Source organism: Synechococcus sp. OH30 (assembly GCF_047462175.1).
Taxonomy (GTDB): domain Bacteria; phylum Cyanobacteriota; class Cyanobacteriia; order Thermostichales; family Thermostichaceae; genus Thermostichus.
Map to the genome: position 1 here is coordinate 110,331 of NZ_JANSIP010000006.1, position 19,015 is coordinate 129,345.

Annotated in this window: 18 protein-coding genes, 2 pseudogenes and 1 CRISPR repeat array; of the genes and pseudogenes, 14 read left to right on the plus strand and 6 right to left on the minus strand. The window is 59.4% G+C overall.

All coding sequences use genetic code 11. From position 1 onward, the window contains the following. The first annotated feature begins 5 nt into the window (after positions 1-5). Entirely contained in the window at positions 6-863 is an 858-nt protein-coding gene (locus NW830_RS08460) for a Tab2 family RNA-binding protein (protein ID WP_414361630.1), read from the plus strand. Positions 864-1,109: 246 nt separating this feature from the next. Next, positions 1,110-2,138: direct repeats of the CRISPR family, unit length 36 nt; unit sequence GGTTCCCCTTCGGGGGGATCCCTAGAAATTGGAAAC. Positions 2,139-2,276: 138 nt separating this feature from the next. Here NW830_RS08460 and NW830_RS08465 read toward each other — a convergent pair. Together NW830_RS08465 and NW830_RS08470 are read right to left on the minus strand one after the other, a co-directional pair. Beyond that, positions 2,277-3,482, minus strand: a pseudogene (locus NW830_RS08465) (FGGY-family carbohydrate kinase); the annotation flags it as partial. A gap of 48 nt (positions 3,483-3,530) precedes the next feature. Beyond that, a complete protein-coding gene (locus tag NW830_RS08470; RefSeq protein WP_414361628.1) occupies positions 3,531-4,016 on the minus strand; it encodes a 2Fe-2S iron-sulfur cluster-binding protein in 486 nt (161 codons plus the stop codon). 191 nt (positions 4,017-4,207) lie between these two features. Here NW830_RS08470 and ylqF point away from each other — a divergent pair, with 191 nt between their 5' ends. The 7 genes from ylqF to NW830_RS08505 all read left to right on the plus strand — a co-directional run bounded on the left by ylqF (position 4,208) and on the right by NW830_RS08505 (position 11,914). Continuing rightward, a complete protein-coding gene (ylqF, locus tag NW830_RS08475) occupies positions 4,208-5,059 on the plus strand; it encodes a ribosome biogenesis GTPase YlqF (RefSeq protein WP_414361626.1) in 852 nt (283 codons plus the stop codon). A gap of 267 nt (positions 5,060-5,326) precedes the next feature. Further along, entirely contained in the window at positions 5,327-7,687 is a 2,361-nt protein-coding gene (locus NW830_RS08480) for a RelA/SpoT family protein (RefSeq protein ID WP_414361624.1), read from the plus strand. A gap of 164 nt (positions 7,688-7,851) precedes the next feature. Continuing rightward, the gene (gene psbP, locus NW830_RS08485) at positions 7,852-8,436 is read left to right on the plus strand and encodes a photosystem II reaction center PsbP (protein WP_414361622.1); all 585 of its coding nucleotides are present in this window, start codon (positions 7,852-7,854) and stop codon (positions 8,434-8,436) included. Positions 8,437-8,541: 105 nt separating this feature from the next. After that, the gene (gene cpdA / locus NW830_RS08490; RefSeq protein ID WP_414361620.1) at positions 8,542-9,336 is read left to right on the plus strand and encodes a 3',5'-cyclic-AMP phosphodiesterase; all 795 of its coding nucleotides are present in this window, start codon (positions 8,542-8,544) and stop codon (positions 9,334-9,336) included. A gap of 74 nt (positions 9,337-9,410) precedes the next feature. Next, positions 9,411-10,565 carry a homocysteine biosynthesis protein gene (locus NW830_RS08495; protein WP_414361618.1) on the plus strand — a complete coding sequence of 385 codons (1,155 nt, stop codon included), beginning with the start codon at positions 9,411-9,413 and terminating at the stop codon, positions 10,563-10,565. Positions 10,566-10,666: 101 nt separating this feature from the next. Then, the gene (locus tag NW830_RS08500) at positions 10,667-11,203 is read left to right on the plus strand and encodes a thermonuclease family protein (RefSeq protein ID WP_414361616.1); all 537 of its coding nucleotides are present in this window, start codon (positions 10,667-10,669) and stop codon (positions 11,201-11,203) included. Positions 11,204-11,305: 102 nt separating this feature from the next. After that, positions 11,306-11,914, plus strand: a complete 609-nt coding sequence (locus NW830_RS08505) for a cofactor assembly of complex C subunit B (protein ID WP_414404666.1) — start codon at positions 11,306-11,308, stop codon at positions 11,912-11,914. Between the two features lie 41 nt (positions 11,915-11,955). On the opposite strand, the gene bchI is transcribed toward NW830_RS08505, so the two are convergent. Then, a complete protein-coding gene (gene bchI, locus NW830_RS08510; RefSeq protein ID WP_414361612.1) occupies positions 11,956-13,014 on the minus strand; it encodes a magnesium chelatase ATPase subunit I in 1,059 nt (352 codons plus the stop codon). A 249-nt stretch (positions 13,015-13,263) separates the two neighbouring features. Between bchI and NW830_RS08515 the strand changes: the two genes are divergently transcribed. Continuing rightward, positions 13,264-13,665, plus strand: coding sequence for a DUF4168 domain-containing protein (locus NW830_RS08515; RefSeq protein WP_414361610.1), 402 nt, complete (start codon positions 13,264-13,266; stop codon positions 13,663-13,665). A 139-nt stretch (positions 13,666-13,804) separates the two neighbouring features. Next, positions 13,805-14,299, plus strand: a complete 495-nt coding sequence (locus tag NW830_RS08520; RefSeq protein ID WP_414361609.1) for a DUF3611 family protein — start codon at positions 13,805-13,807, stop codon at positions 14,297-14,299. 97 nt (positions 14,300-14,396) lie between these two features. On the opposite strand, the gene NW830_RS08525 is transcribed toward NW830_RS08520, so the two are convergent. Continuing rightward, positions 14,397-14,528: a photosystem II reaction center protein K gene (locus NW830_RS08525; protein ID WP_414361810.1), complete on the minus strand. Its 132-nt coding sequence runs from the start codon at positions 14,526-14,528 to the stop codon at positions 14,397-14,399. Between the two features lie 132 nt (positions 14,529-14,660). Then, positions 14,661-14,906 (minus strand): photosystem I reaction center subunit PsaK, encoded by a 246-nt coding sequence (gene psaK, locus NW830_RS08530; protein ID WP_414361607.1) that lies wholly within the window; start codon positions 14,904-14,906, stop codon positions 14,661-14,663. A gap of 329 nt (positions 14,907-15,235) precedes the next feature. Between psaK and NW830_RS08535 the strand changes: the two genes are divergently transcribed. The 3 genes and pseudogenes from NW830_RS08535 to NW830_RS08545 form a co-directional block, all read left to right on the plus strand. Next, the gene (locus tag NW830_RS08535) at positions 15,236-16,207 is read left to right on the plus strand and encodes a fatty acid desaturase (RefSeq protein ID WP_414361606.1); all 972 of its coding nucleotides are present in this window, start codon (positions 15,236-15,238) and stop codon (positions 16,205-16,207) included. Between the two features lies 1 nt (position 16,208). After that, on the plus strand, positions 16,209-17,099 hold the full coding sequence (locus NW830_RS08540; RefSeq protein ID WP_414361604.1) for a hypothetical protein: 891 nt from the start codon (positions 16,209-16,211) through the stop codon (positions 17,097-17,099). Between the two features lie 119 nt (positions 17,100-17,218). After that, positions 17,219-17,879 (plus strand): annotated as a pseudogene (locus NW830_RS08545) (SDH family Clp fold serine proteinase); the annotation flags it as partial. An 82-nt stretch (positions 17,880-17,961) separates the two neighbouring features. Here NW830_RS08545 and NW830_RS08550 read toward each other — a convergent pair. After that, entirely contained in the window at positions 17,962-18,642 is a 681-nt protein-coding gene (locus NW830_RS08550; protein ID WP_414361602.1) for a J domain-containing protein, read from the minus strand. A gap of 74 nt (positions 18,643-18,716) precedes the next feature. Between NW830_RS08550 and NW830_RS08555 the strand changes: the two genes are divergently transcribed. Continuing rightward, complete coding sequence (locus NW830_RS08555; protein ID WP_414361601.1) at positions 18,717-19,013, plus strand: DUF3082 domain-containing protein; 297 nt, start codon at positions 18,717-18,719, stop codon at positions 19,011-19,013. Positions 19,014-19,015: the final 2 nt, after the last annotated feature.

Sequence of the window (19,015 nt, forward strand, 5' to 3'; positions counted from 1 at the left end):
ACACCTTGGCCACTCAACCTCCTCGTTCTGGCCCTAGGCGCGGCCCCATCTGGCAGATGGATTTCAACGCCGTCCCGCTGCGGGATGCCCAGGAGCGGCGGGTTTGGGAGCTGCTGGTGTGCGATCCCACGGGTCAGTTTCGCCAGGCCAAGTACTGCAGCAACCAAGAGGTCAATAGCACCTGGGTGGCCCAACAGCTGCGCAGCTATCTGGAAATGGCCCCCCAGCCCCCTTCGGCCATTCGCGTCTTCCGCGCCCGCATGAGCTCCATTTTGCAACGGGCCTGTAATGCCGTTGGGATCCCGATGCTGCCCAGCCGCCGGGTCTATGCCCTCCGGGCCTGGATGCGGGAACGGGCAGAGCAGGTTTACCCTCAGGAAACCCAATTTACCTATAGCCCCGAGCCGCCATTGGAGCCGGATCCGCCGGATCCCATTCCCCTGCCGGACAAGTTGCAGGGAGAGCGCTGGGCGTTCGTTACCCTGCGGGCCAGGGATCTGCGGGATGCCGAGACCTGGCCAATGGAATTTGGTGAGCTGTTCCCGCTAAACTGGGAAACCTTGGCGCCCGACACCATTATTCCTGGCTTGGTGATTGCCTCGCGGCGGGCGCTGCCCATAGCAGCTTGGCTAAGCGGTATGGAGCCTGCCTACTTGACGGTGGCGGAGGGACGGCTGCTGTTCGAGGCTGGCCTCAGCGATTGCTACCTGTTTGCGCAACTAAAAGATGAAAAGCTGCAAGCGGAGGCAGAAGGCTTTGCCCAACGCCAACGCCAAGCCCAAGGGATCCACTTCCTCGCCATCCAAAGCGATTTCCGGGCCCAGTCCTTTGCCGGCTTTTGGCTAATGCAGCATCCTTTTTAAAACCGTTGTCGGCCCCTTACGTAGCTGTGTTGGCAAAGCAACACAAAAACGGTAGCAGCAGCTCCGCGAGCGCCTCGCCAAATCCCGCAAAGGCCGATTCTTTCGTTGACCCGCTCGATGCCTTGCGCCACAAGGCTTTCAGGCCTCTTGCCCCCCCTCTTCTAGGCCCTTTTTTGCCGTCTTCGACCGACCCCCTCGCAAATGGGTCTTGCATTCCTTGCCCCGCTTGGGTTTAATAGGGGTAGAGGTTCCCCTTCGGGGGGATCCCTAGAAATTGGAAACATGATTAGTGTGTACTCGTTGGCGGGAAGGACGTCAGTTCGGGTTCCCCTTCGGGGGGATCCCTAGAAATTGGAAACAACCTCAAATAGCCAGAGACCACTCGAAGGGCATATACGTTCGGTTCCCCTTCGGGGGGATCCCTAGAAATTGGAAACAGTATGAAACCACCCTCGGTCTCGCGGACCGAGGAAAGGTTCCCCTTCGGGGGGATCCCTAGAAATTGGAAACACCTGGCCGACGGTGATGGTCTTTCCACCCACCTCAACATCGGTTCCCCTTCGGGGGGATCCCTAGAAATTGGAAACAGGAGCAGAGAGAGGCCGCCAACGTAGTTGGCAGCCCGGGGGTTCCCCTTCGGGGGGATCCCTAGAAATTGGAAACCAACGTCGACGCCAAGCTGGTCTAGAAGGACTTTAGTAGAGGTTCCCCTTCGGGGGGATCCCTAGAAATTGGAAACACTCATCCTTGTTGCTTTTCTCTCCGGATGGGCCCATCAACCTGTGGTTCCCCTTCGGGGGGATCCCTAGAAATTGGAAACGGAGTACCCTAATCCCGCCTCCGGTGACATCCCCCGCACAGTTGGTTCCCCTTCGGGGGGATCCCTAGAAATTGGAAACAACCCGGCAGCGTCTAGTCCGGGGTTTTGATGCCCGGAGGTTCCCCCTTCGGGGGGATTCCTAGAAATTGGAAACCCTAGCCTCACCAGGGCCGCGGCGAGGCAGAGAAGGATAAGTTCCCCCTTCGGGGGGATCCCTAGAAATTGGAAACTCTGCAAAGCTCTAGAAGCAGCATTTCGGCTGCTTGACTGCGGTTCCCCTTCGGGGGGATCCCTAGAAATTGGAAACTATTAGGTATGCACGGCTGGGTGTGCCGCCCTCCGGTGTGGTTCCCCTTCGGGGGGATCCCTAGAAATTGGAAACAGAAAGAAAGCCCCTAGCGGCGGCTAGAGGCTCTCTTGTTCCCCCTTCGGGGGGATGCCTAGAAATTGGAAAAGAAAAGGCGGCTACGGAACTCCGAGTAGATCTCGGCATAGGCCTTGACCCACTCGGAATCGGGCTGGATGAGGCGTTCCACCTGTACCAAGCGATCGGCAGCCTGCTGCACTGAACAGCACCAATAGGCTGAGGCGGCCAGGATGGCTGCCCCTACCGCCGGCTCCGGGTGCCTGACCACTGCCAGGGGGCGAGCGAGGATGCTGGCGCGCAGGCGCAGCCAGAGGGGGCTTTTGCAGCCGCCGCCAGTGGTTAACAGCGGCTCTTGCACCGGGATCCCGTGGGCAATCAAGGTCTCCAGCCCTAGCCGCTCCACCATTGCTACCCCTTCCAAAAGAGCTGCATAAAAGCGAAGGGATCCCACTTCCGCCTGGGGCAAGAAGCCGGCAAATTCGCTATCCAGGATGGGAAAACGCTCGCCGGGCCGGCAGAGAGGATAGCTGACTAGGCCCGTGGGCAGATGGGCCTCCGCCTGCCGATCCAAGGCAGCAAAGTCGCCGCCGGGAAAGAAGTGGGGCAGGACGCCGCCGCCGCAGAAGGAGGCTGCCCCCGGCCACCAACCGCTTCGGTCGGGGTGCAGATGAGAATAGATACTCCGCGTCTGCACAGGGTCAGGGCTGTTGGCCTTGAAGATAAGAGTTGTGCCCAGGCTGGTGGAAACCTGCCCCAAGCGAGTAGCCCCTGCAGCCAATTGCCCAGCACAGCCATCGGTGATCCCGGCAGCAATCAGCACCTCTGATCCCAGCTCCCACTCAGGCCGCACCGTTCCCAGAACTGTTCCTGGCGCCACCACCTCAGGAAAGCGCTTGGGATCAAGGCCCTGTTGGGAGAGCCACTCCCGCGGCCAGGTGTAGGTTTCTAGGTCAAAGCCACTTTTCAGGGCATGGGTGTGATCAGTTACCCGCTGGCGGCCCCCCAGTTGGCTTAGGAGAAAGTCCGCCGGATGGGCCAGGTAGCTTTCTCGGTATTGGTCGGGATGGGCTTCTGCCCACCACAGCCAGCGGCTAAGCCCCCAACTGGCAGGGATCCCCAAGCGCTGAGCCTGGGCCTGGCCCCGCCGGTCGGAATACAGCCAGGCCTGATCCAGCGGCATGCCCCGTCCGTCCACCGGCAGCACTGTACCCGAGGTGCTGCAGGCACTGAGGGCAACAATGGCGTAGCGATCCCCCAGTTGAGCTTTGAGGTGGCCCAGCAGTGCCTTCAGGGTGCGCAGCCAGCGGCCTGGATTGGTTTCTGGGGGATCCCAGGAGCGCTCGCTTTTGCCCACTATCTCCCCCGCTTCTGAGAGAGCTACCAGCCGCATCCCCGAAGTGCCCAGGTCGATCCCAAGAAACACAGGGGCCATAGAGCCTTCCTCAAAATTGGCTAAGCTGGCCTTAAACGCGGTAAAACCCTAAAAATCTCGGCTGCTGCGGGCCAAAGCCTCTTGGATATTGAGATCCAAATCCTTCACCGACTCCAGCACCGAGCGCGTAATTAGCTTGCCCGCTTGCACCAAAACGGCGCCAGTTATCGGGTGCAAGAGGGGCTGCTCCGCCCGCCGCCCAATCAACACCTCGATATCCTTAAAGGCATTGATGTACATCCCCACCGGCAATTCCACCACCACCCCTTCCCCCAGAACTCGCGCCTGGCAGGCTAGGCGGGAATTGGGCTGGCGGCTGGTGATCACCTCTAGGGTACGCTGCTCCCGCGGGGTCATGGGTGAGAGCGATTCCATCCCCTCTTTTACGTACACATGGCAGGTGGCGCAGAGACCGCGCCCGCCGCACTCTTTCAACACATTCAGCTCTTCCTGCAGCAGCACCGAGAGCAAGTTGCTGTTGGTGGCCACTTCCGACACTTGGGCAATGGGATCCAACCGCACGCGCTTGACCATCGTTCCTCCTCCGTTACATCCCTTAACGTTAGCTTGCCTACAAGTAGGAAGGGGCTGCCATCTGCCTCTTGCCTGTATCCTTTTCTACTTCCGTTGGCCAGTCGAGCCGAGGAGGAGCAAGCTGGACAGGCTAGAGTGGATCCTGCCCCTGGCTTAGAGTCTTCTGGGGTTCGATCCCAGGTTCTGCTGGCATGAGTTCTCCAATCATCCAGTGGTATCCCGGCCACGTGGCCAAGGCCATTGGCCAATTGCGGGAACAACTGCAGCGGGTGGATGTGGTCATTGAGGTTTTGGACGCGCGGATCCCGCTGGCCAGTCGCCATCCCGATCTAGACAAGTGGCTGGGGCACAAGCCGCGCCTTTTGGCGCTTAACCGAGCCGATGCCATCGAGGCCAGGGATCTCAGAGCTTGGCAGGAGTATTTTTCCCAGCAAGGGATCCCTGTCTATCCCACCAATGGCCAATCGGGAGAGGGGGTGCCTCGCCTCAAGCAAGCCATCTTACAGCTGGGGCAGTCGGTGAATGAGCGGCGCCAGCAGCGGGGCATGCGACCGCGGGCCATCCGGGCAGTGGTGGTGGGCTTTCCCAATGTGGGCAAGTCTGCCCTCCTGAATCGACTGTTGGGACGGCGAGTTGTTGAGAGCGCTGCCCGCCCTGGGGTAACCCGGCAACTGCAGTGGGTGCGGCTGGGAGGGGAGCTGGATTTGCTGGACTCACCGGGCATCCTCCCGCCTTCGCTGCCGGATCAACGGGCAGCCACGCTGCTGGCCATCTGCGATGACATCGGCGCAGCCGCCTACGACCCTGAGGGCGTGGCGGCCTACTTCGTGGAACAACTGCTGCAGGTGCAGCCCCAGGCCCAAGTCCTCCTGCAACGGCGCTACGGCTGGCCCGACCCGATCCCTCCTGGCAGCGTAGCCATCCAGGAGCTGGCCCAACGGCGCTACCGAGGCGATACCGAGCGAGCAGCAAGGCAAATTCTCAACGACTATCGCAAGGGTTGGCTAGGGCCTCTGGCTTTGCAACTCCCTCCCACCTCCTAGCACTCTGGCAGGAGGCTAGCTCCACCAGATGTATATCTTGCTACGGAATGCTGTAGGGTAAGTGATAGGATAGGTGTAGAACGTTAACTCCAATTAGCTTTTTCCCCACACTTAGGGGCGGGCTTAGCATCAACGGCCCGTCTTTGCTGCATTTTTTCGCAGCTTTTTCCCTTAACCTGCCTGCAGCCAGGTCGAGGATAAGCTGTAAGGAACTTCGGTGATCGATACTATAGGTAGCAGTTAAACCATCCTTCTTGTCAGGTTCCCATGGGTCAGCCTGCTGTGGCCACCAGTTTAGAAGGAGGCTTTGACCTAAGTAGCCTTGATTTTGAGGTGCCGGGATGGCTGCGGGCTTTGCTTTCAGGCGCTGAAGATCTCGGCGATGGGCTGCGATCCTACACGGCCGAAGAGGCAGATTTGCTGCGCCGGGCCTTCGAGTTTGCCTACTGCTTGCACAAGGGCCAAAAGCGGAAATCGGGGGATCCCTACATCACCCACCCAGTGGCCGTGGCCAGCCTGCTGCGGGAGCTGGGGGGCGATGCCGTTACTGTAGCTGCTGGCCTTCTGCACGATGTTGTGGAAGATACAGGCGTTACCCTGGAGGCCCTAGAGGCCGAATTTGGCCCTGAGGTTCGCCTGCTGGTGGAGGGGGTAACCAAGCTTTCTAAGTTTAATTTCTCCAGCAAAACCGAGCAGCAAGCGGAAAACTTCCGCCGCATGTTTGTGGCCATGGCCAAAGACATTCGGGTCATCGTGGTCAAGCTGGCGGACCGCTTGCACAACATGCGCACGCTGCAATATCTGCCCCCCCACAAGCAAAAGCAGATTGCAGCTGAAACCATGGAGATCTTTGCGCCTCTAGCCAACCGGCTGGGGATCTGGCACTTTAAGTGGGAACTGGAGGACTTGGCCTTTAAGTACCTGGACCACGAAGCCTATCGCCAGATCCAAGAGCTGGTCAACGCCAAGCGCAGCGAGCGGGAAGCAGAGATCCAAGCGTTTATTGAAGAGCTGCGCAAGCACCTCGTTCAGGCGGGGCTAGAGCACTTTGAGATTAGTGGGCGGCCCAAGCATCTGTATGGCATCTACCGCAAGATGCAGCAGCAGCGCAAGGAATTCCACGAAATCTATGATCTCCTGGCGGTGCGGGTCATTGTGCAGACTGTAAGCGAGTGCTACCGGGTGCTGGCGGTTGTCCACAACTGCTTCCGTCCCATTCCCGGCCGCTTTAAGGACTATATCGGCCTGCCCAAACCCAACCGCTATCAATCTTTGCACACGACCGTGATTGGTCTGCAAGGGCGACCGGTGGAGGTGCAGATCCGTACTGAAGAAATGCACCGCGTGGCCGAGTACGGCATTGCCGCCCACTGGAAGTACAAGGAAGCTGGCAGCACCCCCGTAAAGCCTGAGGAGGAGCGCTTTACCTGGCTGCGGCAACTCTTGGAGTGGCAAAACGACCTCAAAGATGACAAAGAATACCTGGAGACTATTCGCGAGAACCTGTTTGAGAGCGAGGTTTACGTCTTCACTCCTAAGGGGGATTTGCTGGCCTTACCCCAGGGATCCTGCCCGATAGATTTTGCCTATCGCATTCACTCCGAAATTGGGGATCACTGCGCCGGAGCGCGGGTAAACAACAAGATCGTGCCGCTGGATACCCGCCTGCGCAATGGCGACATCGTGCAGATTATCACCCACAAGAATGCCCACCCTAGCCTAGACTGGATTAATTTTGTAGCTACCAGCTCGGCTCGCAATCGCATTCGCCAATGGTTTAAGCGCTCCAATCGCGAGCAGAATATTGCCCGCGGTCGACAGTTGCTGGAGCGGGAGCTGGGCAAAACAGGGTTCGAGGCCCTGCTTAAATCGGAGCGGATGCAAAAGGTTGCCGAGAAGCTCAACTACAGCAGCGTGGAGGATTTGCTGGCGGCGCTGGGCTATGGAGAGGTAACCCCCACGCAGGTAATCCATCGGCTGCAGGAGGCAAGCAAGCCAGCTACTTCCCCCCCACCCGAGGAGGGATCTTTGGCAGACGCCAAGCTGCTGCTGCCGCGGGACAATGGAGCTGGAGCTTCCCGCCGATCCCAATCCCTTATCCTAGGGGTAGAGGGCCTGAAACATCAATTAGCCAAATGCTGCAACCCGCTCCCAGGGGATCCCATCCTGGGCGTGGTTACCCGCTTCAAGGGCATCACCATTCATCATCGCGATTGCCCGCGGGTGGCTCAGGTTCCGGGTGAGCGGCTGGTGCCGGTGCGCTGGAACGAGGAGCGATTGCGGCAGAGTACCCAGACTTACCCTGTAGAGCTGCGCCTGGAGGTCATCGACCGGGTTGGCGTACTGCGGGATATTCTCTCCCGCCTTTCCGATCAAGGCATCAATGTGCGCAATGCCAAGGTGCAAACCTTTGCCAATCGCACTGCCTCCATTGACCTCTGCATTGATGTCCGCGACGCCCAGCAGCTTGCCCAGGTTCAAAATCAGCTGCGCCAGCTTTCCGATGTGCTGGTACTGCGCTCCCGCCACTACCAAAACGGATCCCGCCAAATGGCTGCTGCTTTCCCAGATAACGGTAGGGAAGGGGGTCAGGGTCGGGATGCAGACACCCCCACAAAGATGGGGTAGAGTGGTCTTGACTGTATAGGACCCGTGGGGCATGCTGTGGCGGCTTGGGGAGGGACTATTCCCAGAGCGTGGCGTAAGCCATTGCAGCCTGCACCCTATGCGCTAGCAGGTGCAACAGCATGCCACGATGATGGAGGTGGCTAACACAAGCGGAGGATCTCGGCATGGCAGCAGCGAAAGAGGGGCATTTGACCCTAGTGGGCCGGCAGCTTTCCAAGGTGGTGTTGCTGCTGGGGCTTTGCCTTAGCTTGATAATGGGTGCCTGCTCAGCAAGCCCCAACCTGCGAGTCTACCGGGATCCCAGCGGAGCTTTTGCCTTTGCCTACCCCAATGGCATGGTGAGCGTGAAGCTCAGCCCTGGGAAAGGGCTGGCAGTGCTCCTGCGCGACCTGGTATACGAGACCGAAAACATCAGCCTAATGATTGCTCCCTTTGACAAGGGAGAGACGATTGCGGAGCTGGGGGGCCCAGAGGAGGTGGGGCAGTTGGTGGCGGAGAAGATCATTGCCCCTGAGGGATCGGGTCGCTCAACCCAGCTCTTGGCAGCCGAGGCCTTTGAGCGGCAAGGGCAGCCCTACTACCTGTTTGAGTACCAAACCAATATCGGATCCCAGCTTCGCCACGAGGTAGTGACGGTAACTGTGCGCCACCACCGCCTCTACACGCTAACGGCCTCCACCCAAGAATCCCGCTGGCCGCAGGTGCAAGCTGCCTTTAGGAAGGTGGGCCATTCTCTGACTGTTTCCTAAAGTTGAACAGAGGGGCTTTGGGTAGGCTAGAGCTAGATTTTTAGCCCGCCAAGAATCTGGTGCTAGAACGGTCAAAGGGGATCCCGACTCTCTTCAGCTGCTCCCATGACGGTTTACGTGGTTCAGATTAGCGACCTACATCTATTTGCCAAACCACATCGGCAGCTGCTGGGGGTGGACACAGAGAGCTCTTTTCTAGAGGTGCAGAAGGCAATTGCCGCCTTGGATCCCTTGCCCGATCTGCTGCTGCTTACCGGGGATCTTGCCCAAGATGGCAGCGCCGCCGCCTACGCCCGTTTGCGAGAGCATCTCCAGGCTCTTCCCATTGATACCTACTGGCTGGCGGGGAACCACGATCGCCTACACACCATGAACCTAGAGCTCCAGGGCGGGCGGCTCCACGCCGAGAAAAGTTTCAGTCGCGAGAACTGGAGCTTCATTTTACTGAACTCGCTGGTGCCAGGCAAAGATAGCGGCTACCTGACAGATCGCACCTTGCTTTGGCTCCGACAAGAGCTACAGCGCAGCCGCGCCAATCACTACCATGTGCTCCTAGCCCTGCACCACCCCCCTTTTTCGGTAGGTTCCGATTGGCTGGATCAGAGTGCGCTCCAGCAGCCGGAGCGGTTGTTTGAGGTCTTGGACGAGTTCGACCACATCCGCCTGGTGCTCTTTGGCCACATTCATCAAGAGCTGCACTGCCGCCGCCAGGGGGTTGATTACTTTGCCTGCCCCTCCACCTGTGTGCAATTTCTCCCCAAGAGCGCTCAGTTTGCTCTGGAGGTGATCCCTCCAGCCCTGCGACAGATATGGCTGGAGCCGGATGGCAGCTTCAAAACCCAGGTGCAGCGAGTAGAAGCCGCCTTGCAAACGCCCAACCTAGCCCTGAAGGGGTACTGAGTGGTCCAAGCTACCCTAGCTTCTCAGCTGGCAGGAGTCTACCCGGACTATTGGTCGCCATTTTTTGGGAGGCAATGGAGAGAACGCTGGCGGAAATTAATCGGCGCATTGTCCAAGGGCAGGTGCGGGTGTGGACGGCTCTGGAAGCGAAAGCCAAGCTGACCACCCTTAGCCTTGAGGAGGCCTTTGAGCAGGTGGATGTGGTAACCACCGGTACCTTTGAGCCAATGGAGTCGTCGGGGGCGATCCTCAACCTGGGCCATACGGATCCGCCCATTAAGATTCGCCAGGCCTGGTTAAACGGGGTGCCAGCCTATGCCGGCTTTGGGGCTGTCGATCTCTACATTGGGGCGGCCCAGCCCAGTGAGCAAGCCGAGCACCCCTATGGGGGCGGCCACGTCATCGCCGATCTGGTGGCCGGCAAGCGGGTGCACCTGCGGGCCATCGGCCAGGTAACCGACTGCTATCCCCGCGCCGACTACGAGACCACTCTGACACGGGATCAGCTCAACCAGTTCTACCTGTTCAACCCCCGCAACGCCTACCAAAACTTCATTGTTGGCGTCAACGGTGGCGATCGGCCCCTGTACACCTATTTGGGCCTGTTGGAACCCAACCTGGGCAATGCCGTCTATTCCAATCCTGGTGAGCTTTGCCCTCTGCTCAATGATCCCCTCTTGCGCCGGGTGGGGATTGGCAGCCGCATCTTCCTAGGAGGGGGCATCGGCTATGTAGCTTGGGAAGGCACCCAACACTTCCCGCTGCAAAAACGGCTGCCCAACCAAACCCCCATCGGCCCTGCAGCCACCTTGGCCCTCATTGGCGACGCCAAACAGATGCAAGCCGAGTGGGTGCGGGGCTGCTACTTCCGCAACTACGGCCCCAGCTTGATGTTAGGGGTGGGGATCCCCATCCCCATCCTTTCCCCCCGCGATCTGGAGCCCATTGCTATCCGGGATGAGGAACTAGTAGCGCCGGTGATTGACTTTTCTATCCCCCGGCGAGTGCGGCCTACCTTTGGCCTGGTGAGCTATGCCCAGCTTAAATCTGGCTACATTGTCCTCAATGGCCGCAAGGTGCGCACTGCTCCCCTGGCCAGCCTGCGCCGCTCAATGCAAGTTGCCGAGATCCTTAAACAGTGGATTGTCAGCGGCCAGTTTACTCTCACCCAGCCGGTTGCCCCTCTGCCCCTGGATCGGGAGTTGCTCGCCCAGAACCCTCGTTCATAATCTCCAAAACTGGCCATTGGAGCCCTTGCAAGGGGTTGTCTTCCAGGGAGTTGCCGCTACCATTACGCCCTAGGGGAGAAGGGGATCCCTAGGGGGAGAAGATGAGGTTCCGGCGTATTGCTTTTGGCTCGGCGGTGTTGGGATGGCTCCTGGCCCTGCCCATCCTTCCTGGCCACGGATCGGGGGAGCGGCGAGTGGTGCCTGATACCCCCTTCTACTTCGACAACCACTATTTCGATCGCTACCCCGCGGCAGTGGTGGTGAGGGTGGTGAATGGCAACACGCTGGTGGTGCAAATCGAGGGGGAGCAGAAACTGCGCCTGGTCCGCTTGGCCGGGATCCAGGGCCTCAGCCCGGAGGAGGATCCCTTTTACCAGCAAGCTATTGAGCTGATGCGCGAGCGCATCCTCCGCCGCACGGTCAAGCTGGAGGGGGATAAGCTGCTGCGCAACGTCGATGCCACCGGCCCGGTGGAGGCCTACGTCTGGCTGGAGGGCCAGCAGATGAACGCTCTACTCGTACGCAATGGCCTAGCCCGCATCCTCCCCTACAGTCCCAACATCAAATATGACAGCTACTTCCGCGGCTTGGAAAAGAAAGCTCGCCAAGAGCGCCTTGGCATCTGGAGCCGCCTCTAATGCCTTGGGTTGCTCTAGACTGGACTTAGCGCTCAAATACCCCTGCCTGCTTTGAGGGTTAAATCGAGGCAAGATCCCAACCGCTGGCTGAGGCGGCTGCCGTTGCTGGCAGGCCTTTTGGGCAGCACCCTTCTGGTCATTAACCGGCTGGCGTTTACGCCGGAGCTCCTGGCCAGCCAGGCTCGCTCCGATGCCTTGGGGATCCTCCTCAGCGCTATTTTGATCCTAACTGGCCTTTTGTGGCAGCAGATCCAGCCCCGTCCTCCGCAAGCAGCCCCCCTACAGGGAAGTCCAGGCTGCGACTGGGATCCGGATCTTTCCGAGAGGGAAAAACTGGAGCTGGCCTGGGCCTCCCACACCCTCCTTAGCACCACGGCTGCCCGCACAGTAGTGATCTGGGTGGGAGGGCGCACCCTATTGCAGCGGGGGATTCTGGCTAACCCTGGCCAGTTGCCTGCCATCCGCCCCCAAGGCACCCTGCAGCAGGTATTGGAGACGGGGCAGCCGGTCTATTTGGGGGATCTGAGATTTTTCCCAGCCCGGGCCGAGTTCGAAGGCCTGTTGCCTCCCGGCTCCCAGGCAGTTCTCTGCCAGCCCATTGGCCAAAAGGGATGTCTCCTCTTGGGCAGCGACACCCCTCGCAGCTTTAGCCGCCAGGAGCGGGCCTGGGTTGCCGCCATTGCCGACAAACTAGAAACTCTGTTTGCCTAACTTCCCTCTCCCTCAGGGAGAGGGGCTGGGAGTGGTTTCAGCTAGGCGGCGCTTTCCAGGCTTACCTGAAACACCTCGCTAAAGGCCTTCTCAACCTTGTAGCCGGAGTCGATGGTTTCCAGAGGATCCTTACGCAGGCGGTGGCGCAGACACAAGGTGATGACCCGGCGAATATCGGCAACAGTCACTTCAGTACGCCCTTCCAGAGCTGCCAGAGCCTTGGCCGCCCGGTTGGTAACGATATCTCCCCGCAGCCCGTCTATTTCCAGCGCCGCACACACCCCGGAAATCTTCAGGCGCAATTCAGGATCAAGCACCACCTGCGGCAAGAGGTGTTGGGCATTTTCAAGGCGCTGCCGCAGGCGCTGCTGGGCGTCGGCGTATTTGGCTAGGAAGGCCTGGGGATCGGCGTCGAACTGGCTGCGCTCTTCGACAATCTGTACCCGCAGGGCCGGATCCCGCACCGTCTCGATGCGGACAAACATGCCGAAGCGATCCAAAAGTTGGGGGCGCAGCTCCCCTTCCTCGGGGTTGCCGGATCCCACCAGCACAAAGCGGGCCGGGTGGCGAATGGAAATGCCTTCCCGCTCAACTGTGTTCCAGCCAGAGGCCGCTGCATCCAGCAGCACGTCCACCAGGTGGTCGTCTAAGAGATTCACCTCGTCCACGTAGAGGATGCCCCGGTTGGCCTTAGCCAACAGCCCCGGCTCAAAGGCCTTCACCCCCTGGGAGAGGGCTCGCTCGATATCCAGCGTGCCGCAGACCCGGTCTTCCGTGGCCCCCAAGGGCAGATCCACCATCGGCACCTGGATCCAGGTGGTTTCTAGGGTTTCTCCCGCCTGCAGGCGCTCCCACACCTGATCACTCATGAGGTCTCGCTGCCGCGGGTGGCTGTTGAAGGGATCCCCCTTGACGACCTCAATCTGGGGCAGGAGATCGGCCAAGGCGCGGATGGTGGTGGATTTGCCCGTGCCCCGATCCCCCATGATCAGCACGCCGCCGATGCGGGGATCGATGACATTGAGGAGCAGGGCCAGCTTCATTTCTTCCTGACCAACGATGGCCGTGAAAGGGAAAACCGGGCGACGTTCCAAGTTCATAAAGGCAACCACCAGCAATCTACCCCCATTATCCCAGAGGCCAACCCTTTCTGGGCTGTTCAAGGCTGGAGCAGGAACCTCAAGGCCACTTTTGGGTCAAAGGGAGTAGGTGCCGGGGTGGCTTGAAGCAGGGCGCAAGCAAAAGCTACATAGGAGAAGGTCCCAGAGACACCGGCAACAGGGGAATTGGGTGGGGAGTCAGTAGCAGTGGTTGATCCAGCAGGTCGGAGAGAGTGGACGGCATTCTCGATGTCAAGCGTGGCTCAAAAAGGGCTGGTGGGCTTGATCTGGGCTTGTACCTGGATCCCGCTGGTGGGGGTTTCCCTTGCTCTAGCCCAAACCCCTGCCCCCTCCCTAGCTCTGACCGATGACCAGGTTACTAAGTATGCCCGCATTGTCCTAGAGATGGAGCCCCACCGGCAGGAGGCCCAGCAGCGCTCTCGGGTTACCGACGATCCAGCCACCAAGGATCAAATCCGGCGGGAGTTCATTCGCACCGCCACCGAGATCATCACCCGCCATGGCATGAGCGTGTCGGAGTACAACCGCATCACCTTGTGGATTCGCTCTGAGGAAGGAAAAGAGCTCAAACAGCGCATCGAGGCGGAAATTCTGCGTCTGCAAAGCGAGGATCCCAGCCCCAAGCCCTAGCCTTGGAGCCCTGCAGATGTGACGGCGGACAGAGGATGGGGGTAGGCTGGAAGCGAAGATCGGTGTTTGGCCTTAGAGAGCGGAGTTAAAAGGAATGAACGAGCCCAGGTCGCCGCTAGGAGGGGCAACAGTTGAGCGCATGCGGTCTCGCTTGCGCTTGACGCGCCGCTTTGGGTTTTGGTTTCAGGCCATTTTGGGAGCGACAGCCCTGCTGCTGTGGCTAGGTTTTTTAATCGGCCAAAATACCGTCTATCGAGATGACTCGCTGGGGGCCATTATTGCCTTCTGGTTTACTCTGCTTACCCTGCTTACCTTAGCGGCCGGTCTCTTCTTTAACTGGCGCTACTTACTGCACGCAGAGCGCCGTTCGGCTTCTGCTGATGCCCTGGGCCAATTGAATCTGCCCCAGCAATTGCAGTTGGTTACCTACATCAGCCTAATTGGCGCTTTCCTAGCTTTGATTGGCATGGAGGCCCAGGTAGGCGAGCTGTTGGCACGCATTTTTTCCCGCACCCAGGCCAACCAGGTAACGGGTGTACTACTGCTAGCTGCCAATATCAACGTTACTTTTGCCCACTTCGTCTGCTTAGCAGGAGTGCTCTGGATTACCGGTGTCCTTGACCGCGATCTCTAGCCCCCTTGAAGGCCCGTTAAGCCCCCCTGCCAGCGCAAGAGGGGCAAGCAACAGCATTGGAGCAGCCGAGAATTACCGATCCCGGATAACCAGGGCTTTACTTAAAGCCCACCGCCGCCTGCCAGACAAAGGCCAGCAGGAAAAACAAAACTGGGATAACCGGCAAAATATCAATCAGTGGGTCGAACAACTCATATCCTTCTGGCAAAGCAGCCAGGAGGAGCATCATTGCAGGCATGACACCAACCCTCAGCAAGTAAGGAAGTGGGGCGAGAGAAACTAAGTTTGCTCAGAGTATCTGAGTTGACAGAGAGTTTAACACTTCTGGCTCCGGATCTTGGCCAAGGTCAAGAAATGTAACTTAGAGAACTCCCATGTTGGAGAGGCCCAAGATTACCCCCACGCCTAGCAGATGACCAAAGCTGGCCACCCCCAGTACTTCTGGCCAAGTCATCCCCAGCACCGGTCCAGTTTCTGAAGCAACTCCCGAAGAGGACTTGAAGCTTAGGTAAGCCAAGCCCGTGCAGAGCAGAATGATCACCGCACTCAGCGGCGACCAGGGGCTAGTGTGAGCAGTCATGGCCAACGGGGCAACAACGGGTAGCATGGTTTTCCTCCTCGGCTCAGCTTAACCGACCCCTAGATTATCCTCACTCTGCAGTGCTTAAGGGGATCCCCCCCGATCTGCACATGAATTGCAACAGAAGCTGCAACAAAACCTCACAGCAGCCCTCACCTCCTGGGCAGGGGGATCCCTGTCGGCTGCAGCTAGAGTTGGCAAGGAAATCCGACCTGGGGGGACAAGCTGGGCAGATCTGTGCCGTATACTAACGAAAGTTAACAAAGCTTATCGCTCCCGTTTGGTGTGATGACTTCGAGGGGTTGTCTTCAACCATCCCCGTCGTCTGCGCTGTGCACACCTAAGGATGGCTGCCGATGACTGCTGCTGCGACTTCGCAACTGAACTCCGGGCCTTTCACCTTACCCCGTGAGCTGCTGGGGCCGCCGCCGGAATTTTGGAATCCCACCCTGCTGATGTTTTTGGGCTCGGTGGCGCTCTCAGCTGCCTGCTTTTGCGGGTATGCCTTTTGGCATTGGCCCCACTGGCTGGTGTTCTGGCTTAACTTTGTTGCCCTCTACGTGCTGGGCACAGTAATCCACGATGCCTCCCACGGCTCCGCCCACCGCAACCGCTGGCTGAACGAGGCTATGGGACATGGCTCTGCTCTGTTGCAGGGCTTTGTCTACCCTGTCTTTAAGCGGGTGCACATGCAGCACCATGCCCACGTCAACCATCCTGAAAACGATCCGGATCACTACGTCTCCACGGGGGGGCCACTGTGGCTAATTGCGCCGCGCTTCTTCTACCACGAGGTGTTTTTCTTCAAGCGGCAGCTCTGGCGCAAAGGCCGCTGGGATCTGCTGGAGTGGGCTCTCAGTCGACTGGTGGTGGTCTTAACGTTTGCGCTGGCCTTCCACTTTGGCTACACCGACTACATCATGAACTACTGGCTGCCCCCCGCCTTTCTCATGGGGTTTCTGTTGGGCTTGTTTTTCGACTACCTGCCCCATCGCCCCTTTCAATCTCAAGAGCGGTGGTACAACGCTAGGGTCTACCCTAGCCGGCTAGCCAACATTCTCCTGTTGGGACAGAACTACCATCTCATTCACCACCTCTGGCCCTCGGTTCCTTGGTACAAGTATCAGGCGGCCTACTGGGTGGCTAAGCCGGAGTTGGATGCGCGCAACTGCCACCAAACGCTGGGCATCTGGCGAAAGGGTGAGTTTTGGAGCTTTGTCTACGACGCACTGATTGGCCTGCACTGGCACAAGCCCGCCCCTGCAGTTACCCCGCGCGAGTCAGCCGCGGCGCCATCTCTTCCCCAGCTTGGCGAAGAGGCCGATTGAGATGGTCTTGCCCACGCTGCGGATCCCTCAGTTGCTGCTGTTTGTTGAGGCAGCCAGCTTGCTGCAGGACTCCAGCCAAGCCTGGGTAGAGGCTGGGCAGGCCCCAGCAGATCTGCCAGAACTGGTTGCCGAGGCGCGAGCGCAAGCCGAAGCCCAACTGCAAGCCCTTGGGATCCCGGCTGAGTTGCAAGCCCAGGTGCGAGGGATCTTGAGATTGACCCCGCTGCCGCAGGTGCTGGCCTACCTGCAGGACTTGCTGGACAGGGGGTCTGGCCCCGACGTGGAGGCTTTCCTGGACCAGGTGGGATCTGCCTCTACCCTGCTGCGCTTCCCGCCGCTGTTGGTGGCAGCTGTGGCTTTGCAGGTGTTGCTGGAGCGGCTGGATTTTTCTCCGGAAGAGAAAGCGGCGTTGCAAGCCCAACGGGAGCAATGGGAACAGGCCCTGGCAGAGTTATCCGCTCACCACAAAGTTTCCCCAGAGCCGCTGCGGACGGCTGCTGAGACGGCGCTGCAGGCTGTCTCGACGGAGGAGCTGCTGCAACTGGGCCAGGATCTGGCTCAAGATCTCGAAGATTGGGGGGCTCTGGGCGCCACCGAGGTTGAGGGGGAAACCGAGCCTCAGGTGGAAGTGGCGGGACCTTTGCTATTGATGATGGTGGCCGACCACCTGTTGGCCCAGACAGAGTATCCCCTCACCCCCGACCAACGGCTGGATCTACAAATCAACCGCACCGAGGCAGAGAGTCGCCTCGCCGCCATGCAAAAGCTGGGCCGCCTTGAGAACTTGGCGGAGCAACGGGCCTACATCCAGGCTTGGATCGCGCAGACTGCGGTTCCCGATCTTCTACAGGCTCTGGATCGCTGGTTTGCTCCCTCTGAGGCTGATCCCTGAGGTTCGTCAGAGGTAAGGCCGAGGCTCGCTATGCTCTTGATAATGCTAGCGGGAGGAGGTGGAAAGGGGACTGGGGCAGCCTCTTTTGGATTTTTTTAATCTTCAGCTCTTTGCAACCTTTGCTGAACCGTCATGTCCAAGAGTTGCGGCGCTTTCTAGCCATTCGGGAGTTGGAGCAAAAGCGAGGCAGCCGGGTGATTCTGCTTATCCACCGGCAGGAGTCGATCACCCAGTTTCCCGCTACATCAGCATCGAGGACTCAGAGCAGGTGCTGCGGGCAATCCGCCTCACTCCGCCCAACACCCCGATTGAATTCTGCACACCCCTGGCGGCCTGGTGCTGGCTACTGAACAAATTGCCCGCGCCCTTATTCCGGCCAAGGTGACGGTATTTGTGCCCCACTACGCCATGTCGGGGGGGACGATGCTGGCCCTGGCTGCCGATGAAATTGTCATGGATGTCAATGCTGTCCTAGGGCCGGTCGATCCGCAGATAGGGGGCTACGCTGCCGCCAGCATTTTACAGGTGGTGGCGGAAAAACCCATTGCCGAGATCGACGACCAGACGCTGATCCTGGCAAATCTGGCCCGCAAAGCGAGGCAACAGGTACAGAACTTTGTGCGGGAGCTGCTCAAGGACGAGGTGCCCAAGCGCAAAATTGCCCCCGAACGCATCGAGTCCCTCATCCAGGCTCTGACCAGCGGGCGGGTAACCCACGACTACCCGATTACGGCTGAAGAAGCGCGGGAGCTGGGCCTGCCCATCTCCACCGAGTTGCCGCCCCAGATCTACGCCCTGATGGATCTCTACCCACAAGCCAACATAGGTCGCCCTTCCGTCCCCCTACCAGCGGCGGATCCCGCTAGGGTGAGCTCTTGGCATAGGCGTCCATGGCTTCTCGACGCAACCCTTCCGCCCGTCGAAACAGCTCTTGCCCGGTGTGCAGGTGGCGATCGTCGAAGTTTAGGGGGAAGTAGCTCAGTTCCTCCAGGGCATCTTCCAAGTGGTTGAGGGCATAGTAGAGGCGGGAAGCCACCCCCCCCAAGCTGCTAGGGTTGGGAAGACGGCGAAAGATCTGCTGCGCCTGGGCCAGTTTCTGGGCGCACTTCTCCAGGTATAGGCCAAAGGCCGCCAGCAAGTCTGGATCGAAGGGATCAGCGGACAAAGCATTAAGCTGGGGTTTGAGGGAAGCCAACAGAGGTCCCAAAACCCGGTTGAGTGGCGTGTAAACCTGTCGAACCCAGGCTGCGCGGAGGACGGCCTCCTGGCTAACCGTCTGCGGCGGGGAAGGGCGGGGCAAGACCTGTCGGGAGCCCAGTTGCCGGTCGTATTCGCGACGGGCTTGGGGATCCCTGAGGACGGCATAGGCGGCGTTGATCTGGCGAATGCGCTCAGCACTGGCCCCATCTTTTCTGGCCAGAGGGCTGTCGGGATGGTGGTACTTGACCAGGCGGCGGTAGGCCTGCTTAATCTCGGCTGTCGTTGCCAGCCTCGAAACCCCCAAAATCTCGTAGTAAGATAGCCCCTCTAGCCCCCTTTCCATTGCGGTTACTGGTTACAGGCTCTCCTAATTGTACCCGCAGCCTACAATAGGGGTGAGTTGTCCGGTGTTGCCCCATGTCTTCCTCCTCACCTGGATCCCCCCATCCCCTCAGCGCTCTCTGGGGGGCTGCCCTTGCCGCCGGCCTAGGCTACGGCTTCCTGCAGTTGCTGCTTTCGATGCTGGCCAAGTTGCCGCCTGTAGATCTAGAAAGTGGAGCCCTGGCACGGGGGATCAGCCTTTGGGTGCGCTACTTGTTGGTGGGATCCGTTACTCTAGTGGCCTTCATGTTCGTCATGGTGGGCTTGGGGCTGGCAGCCTACTCGCTGCAATTACTGGGAGAACGGCTGACCTCTTCTCGGCACCGGTCCTAGCC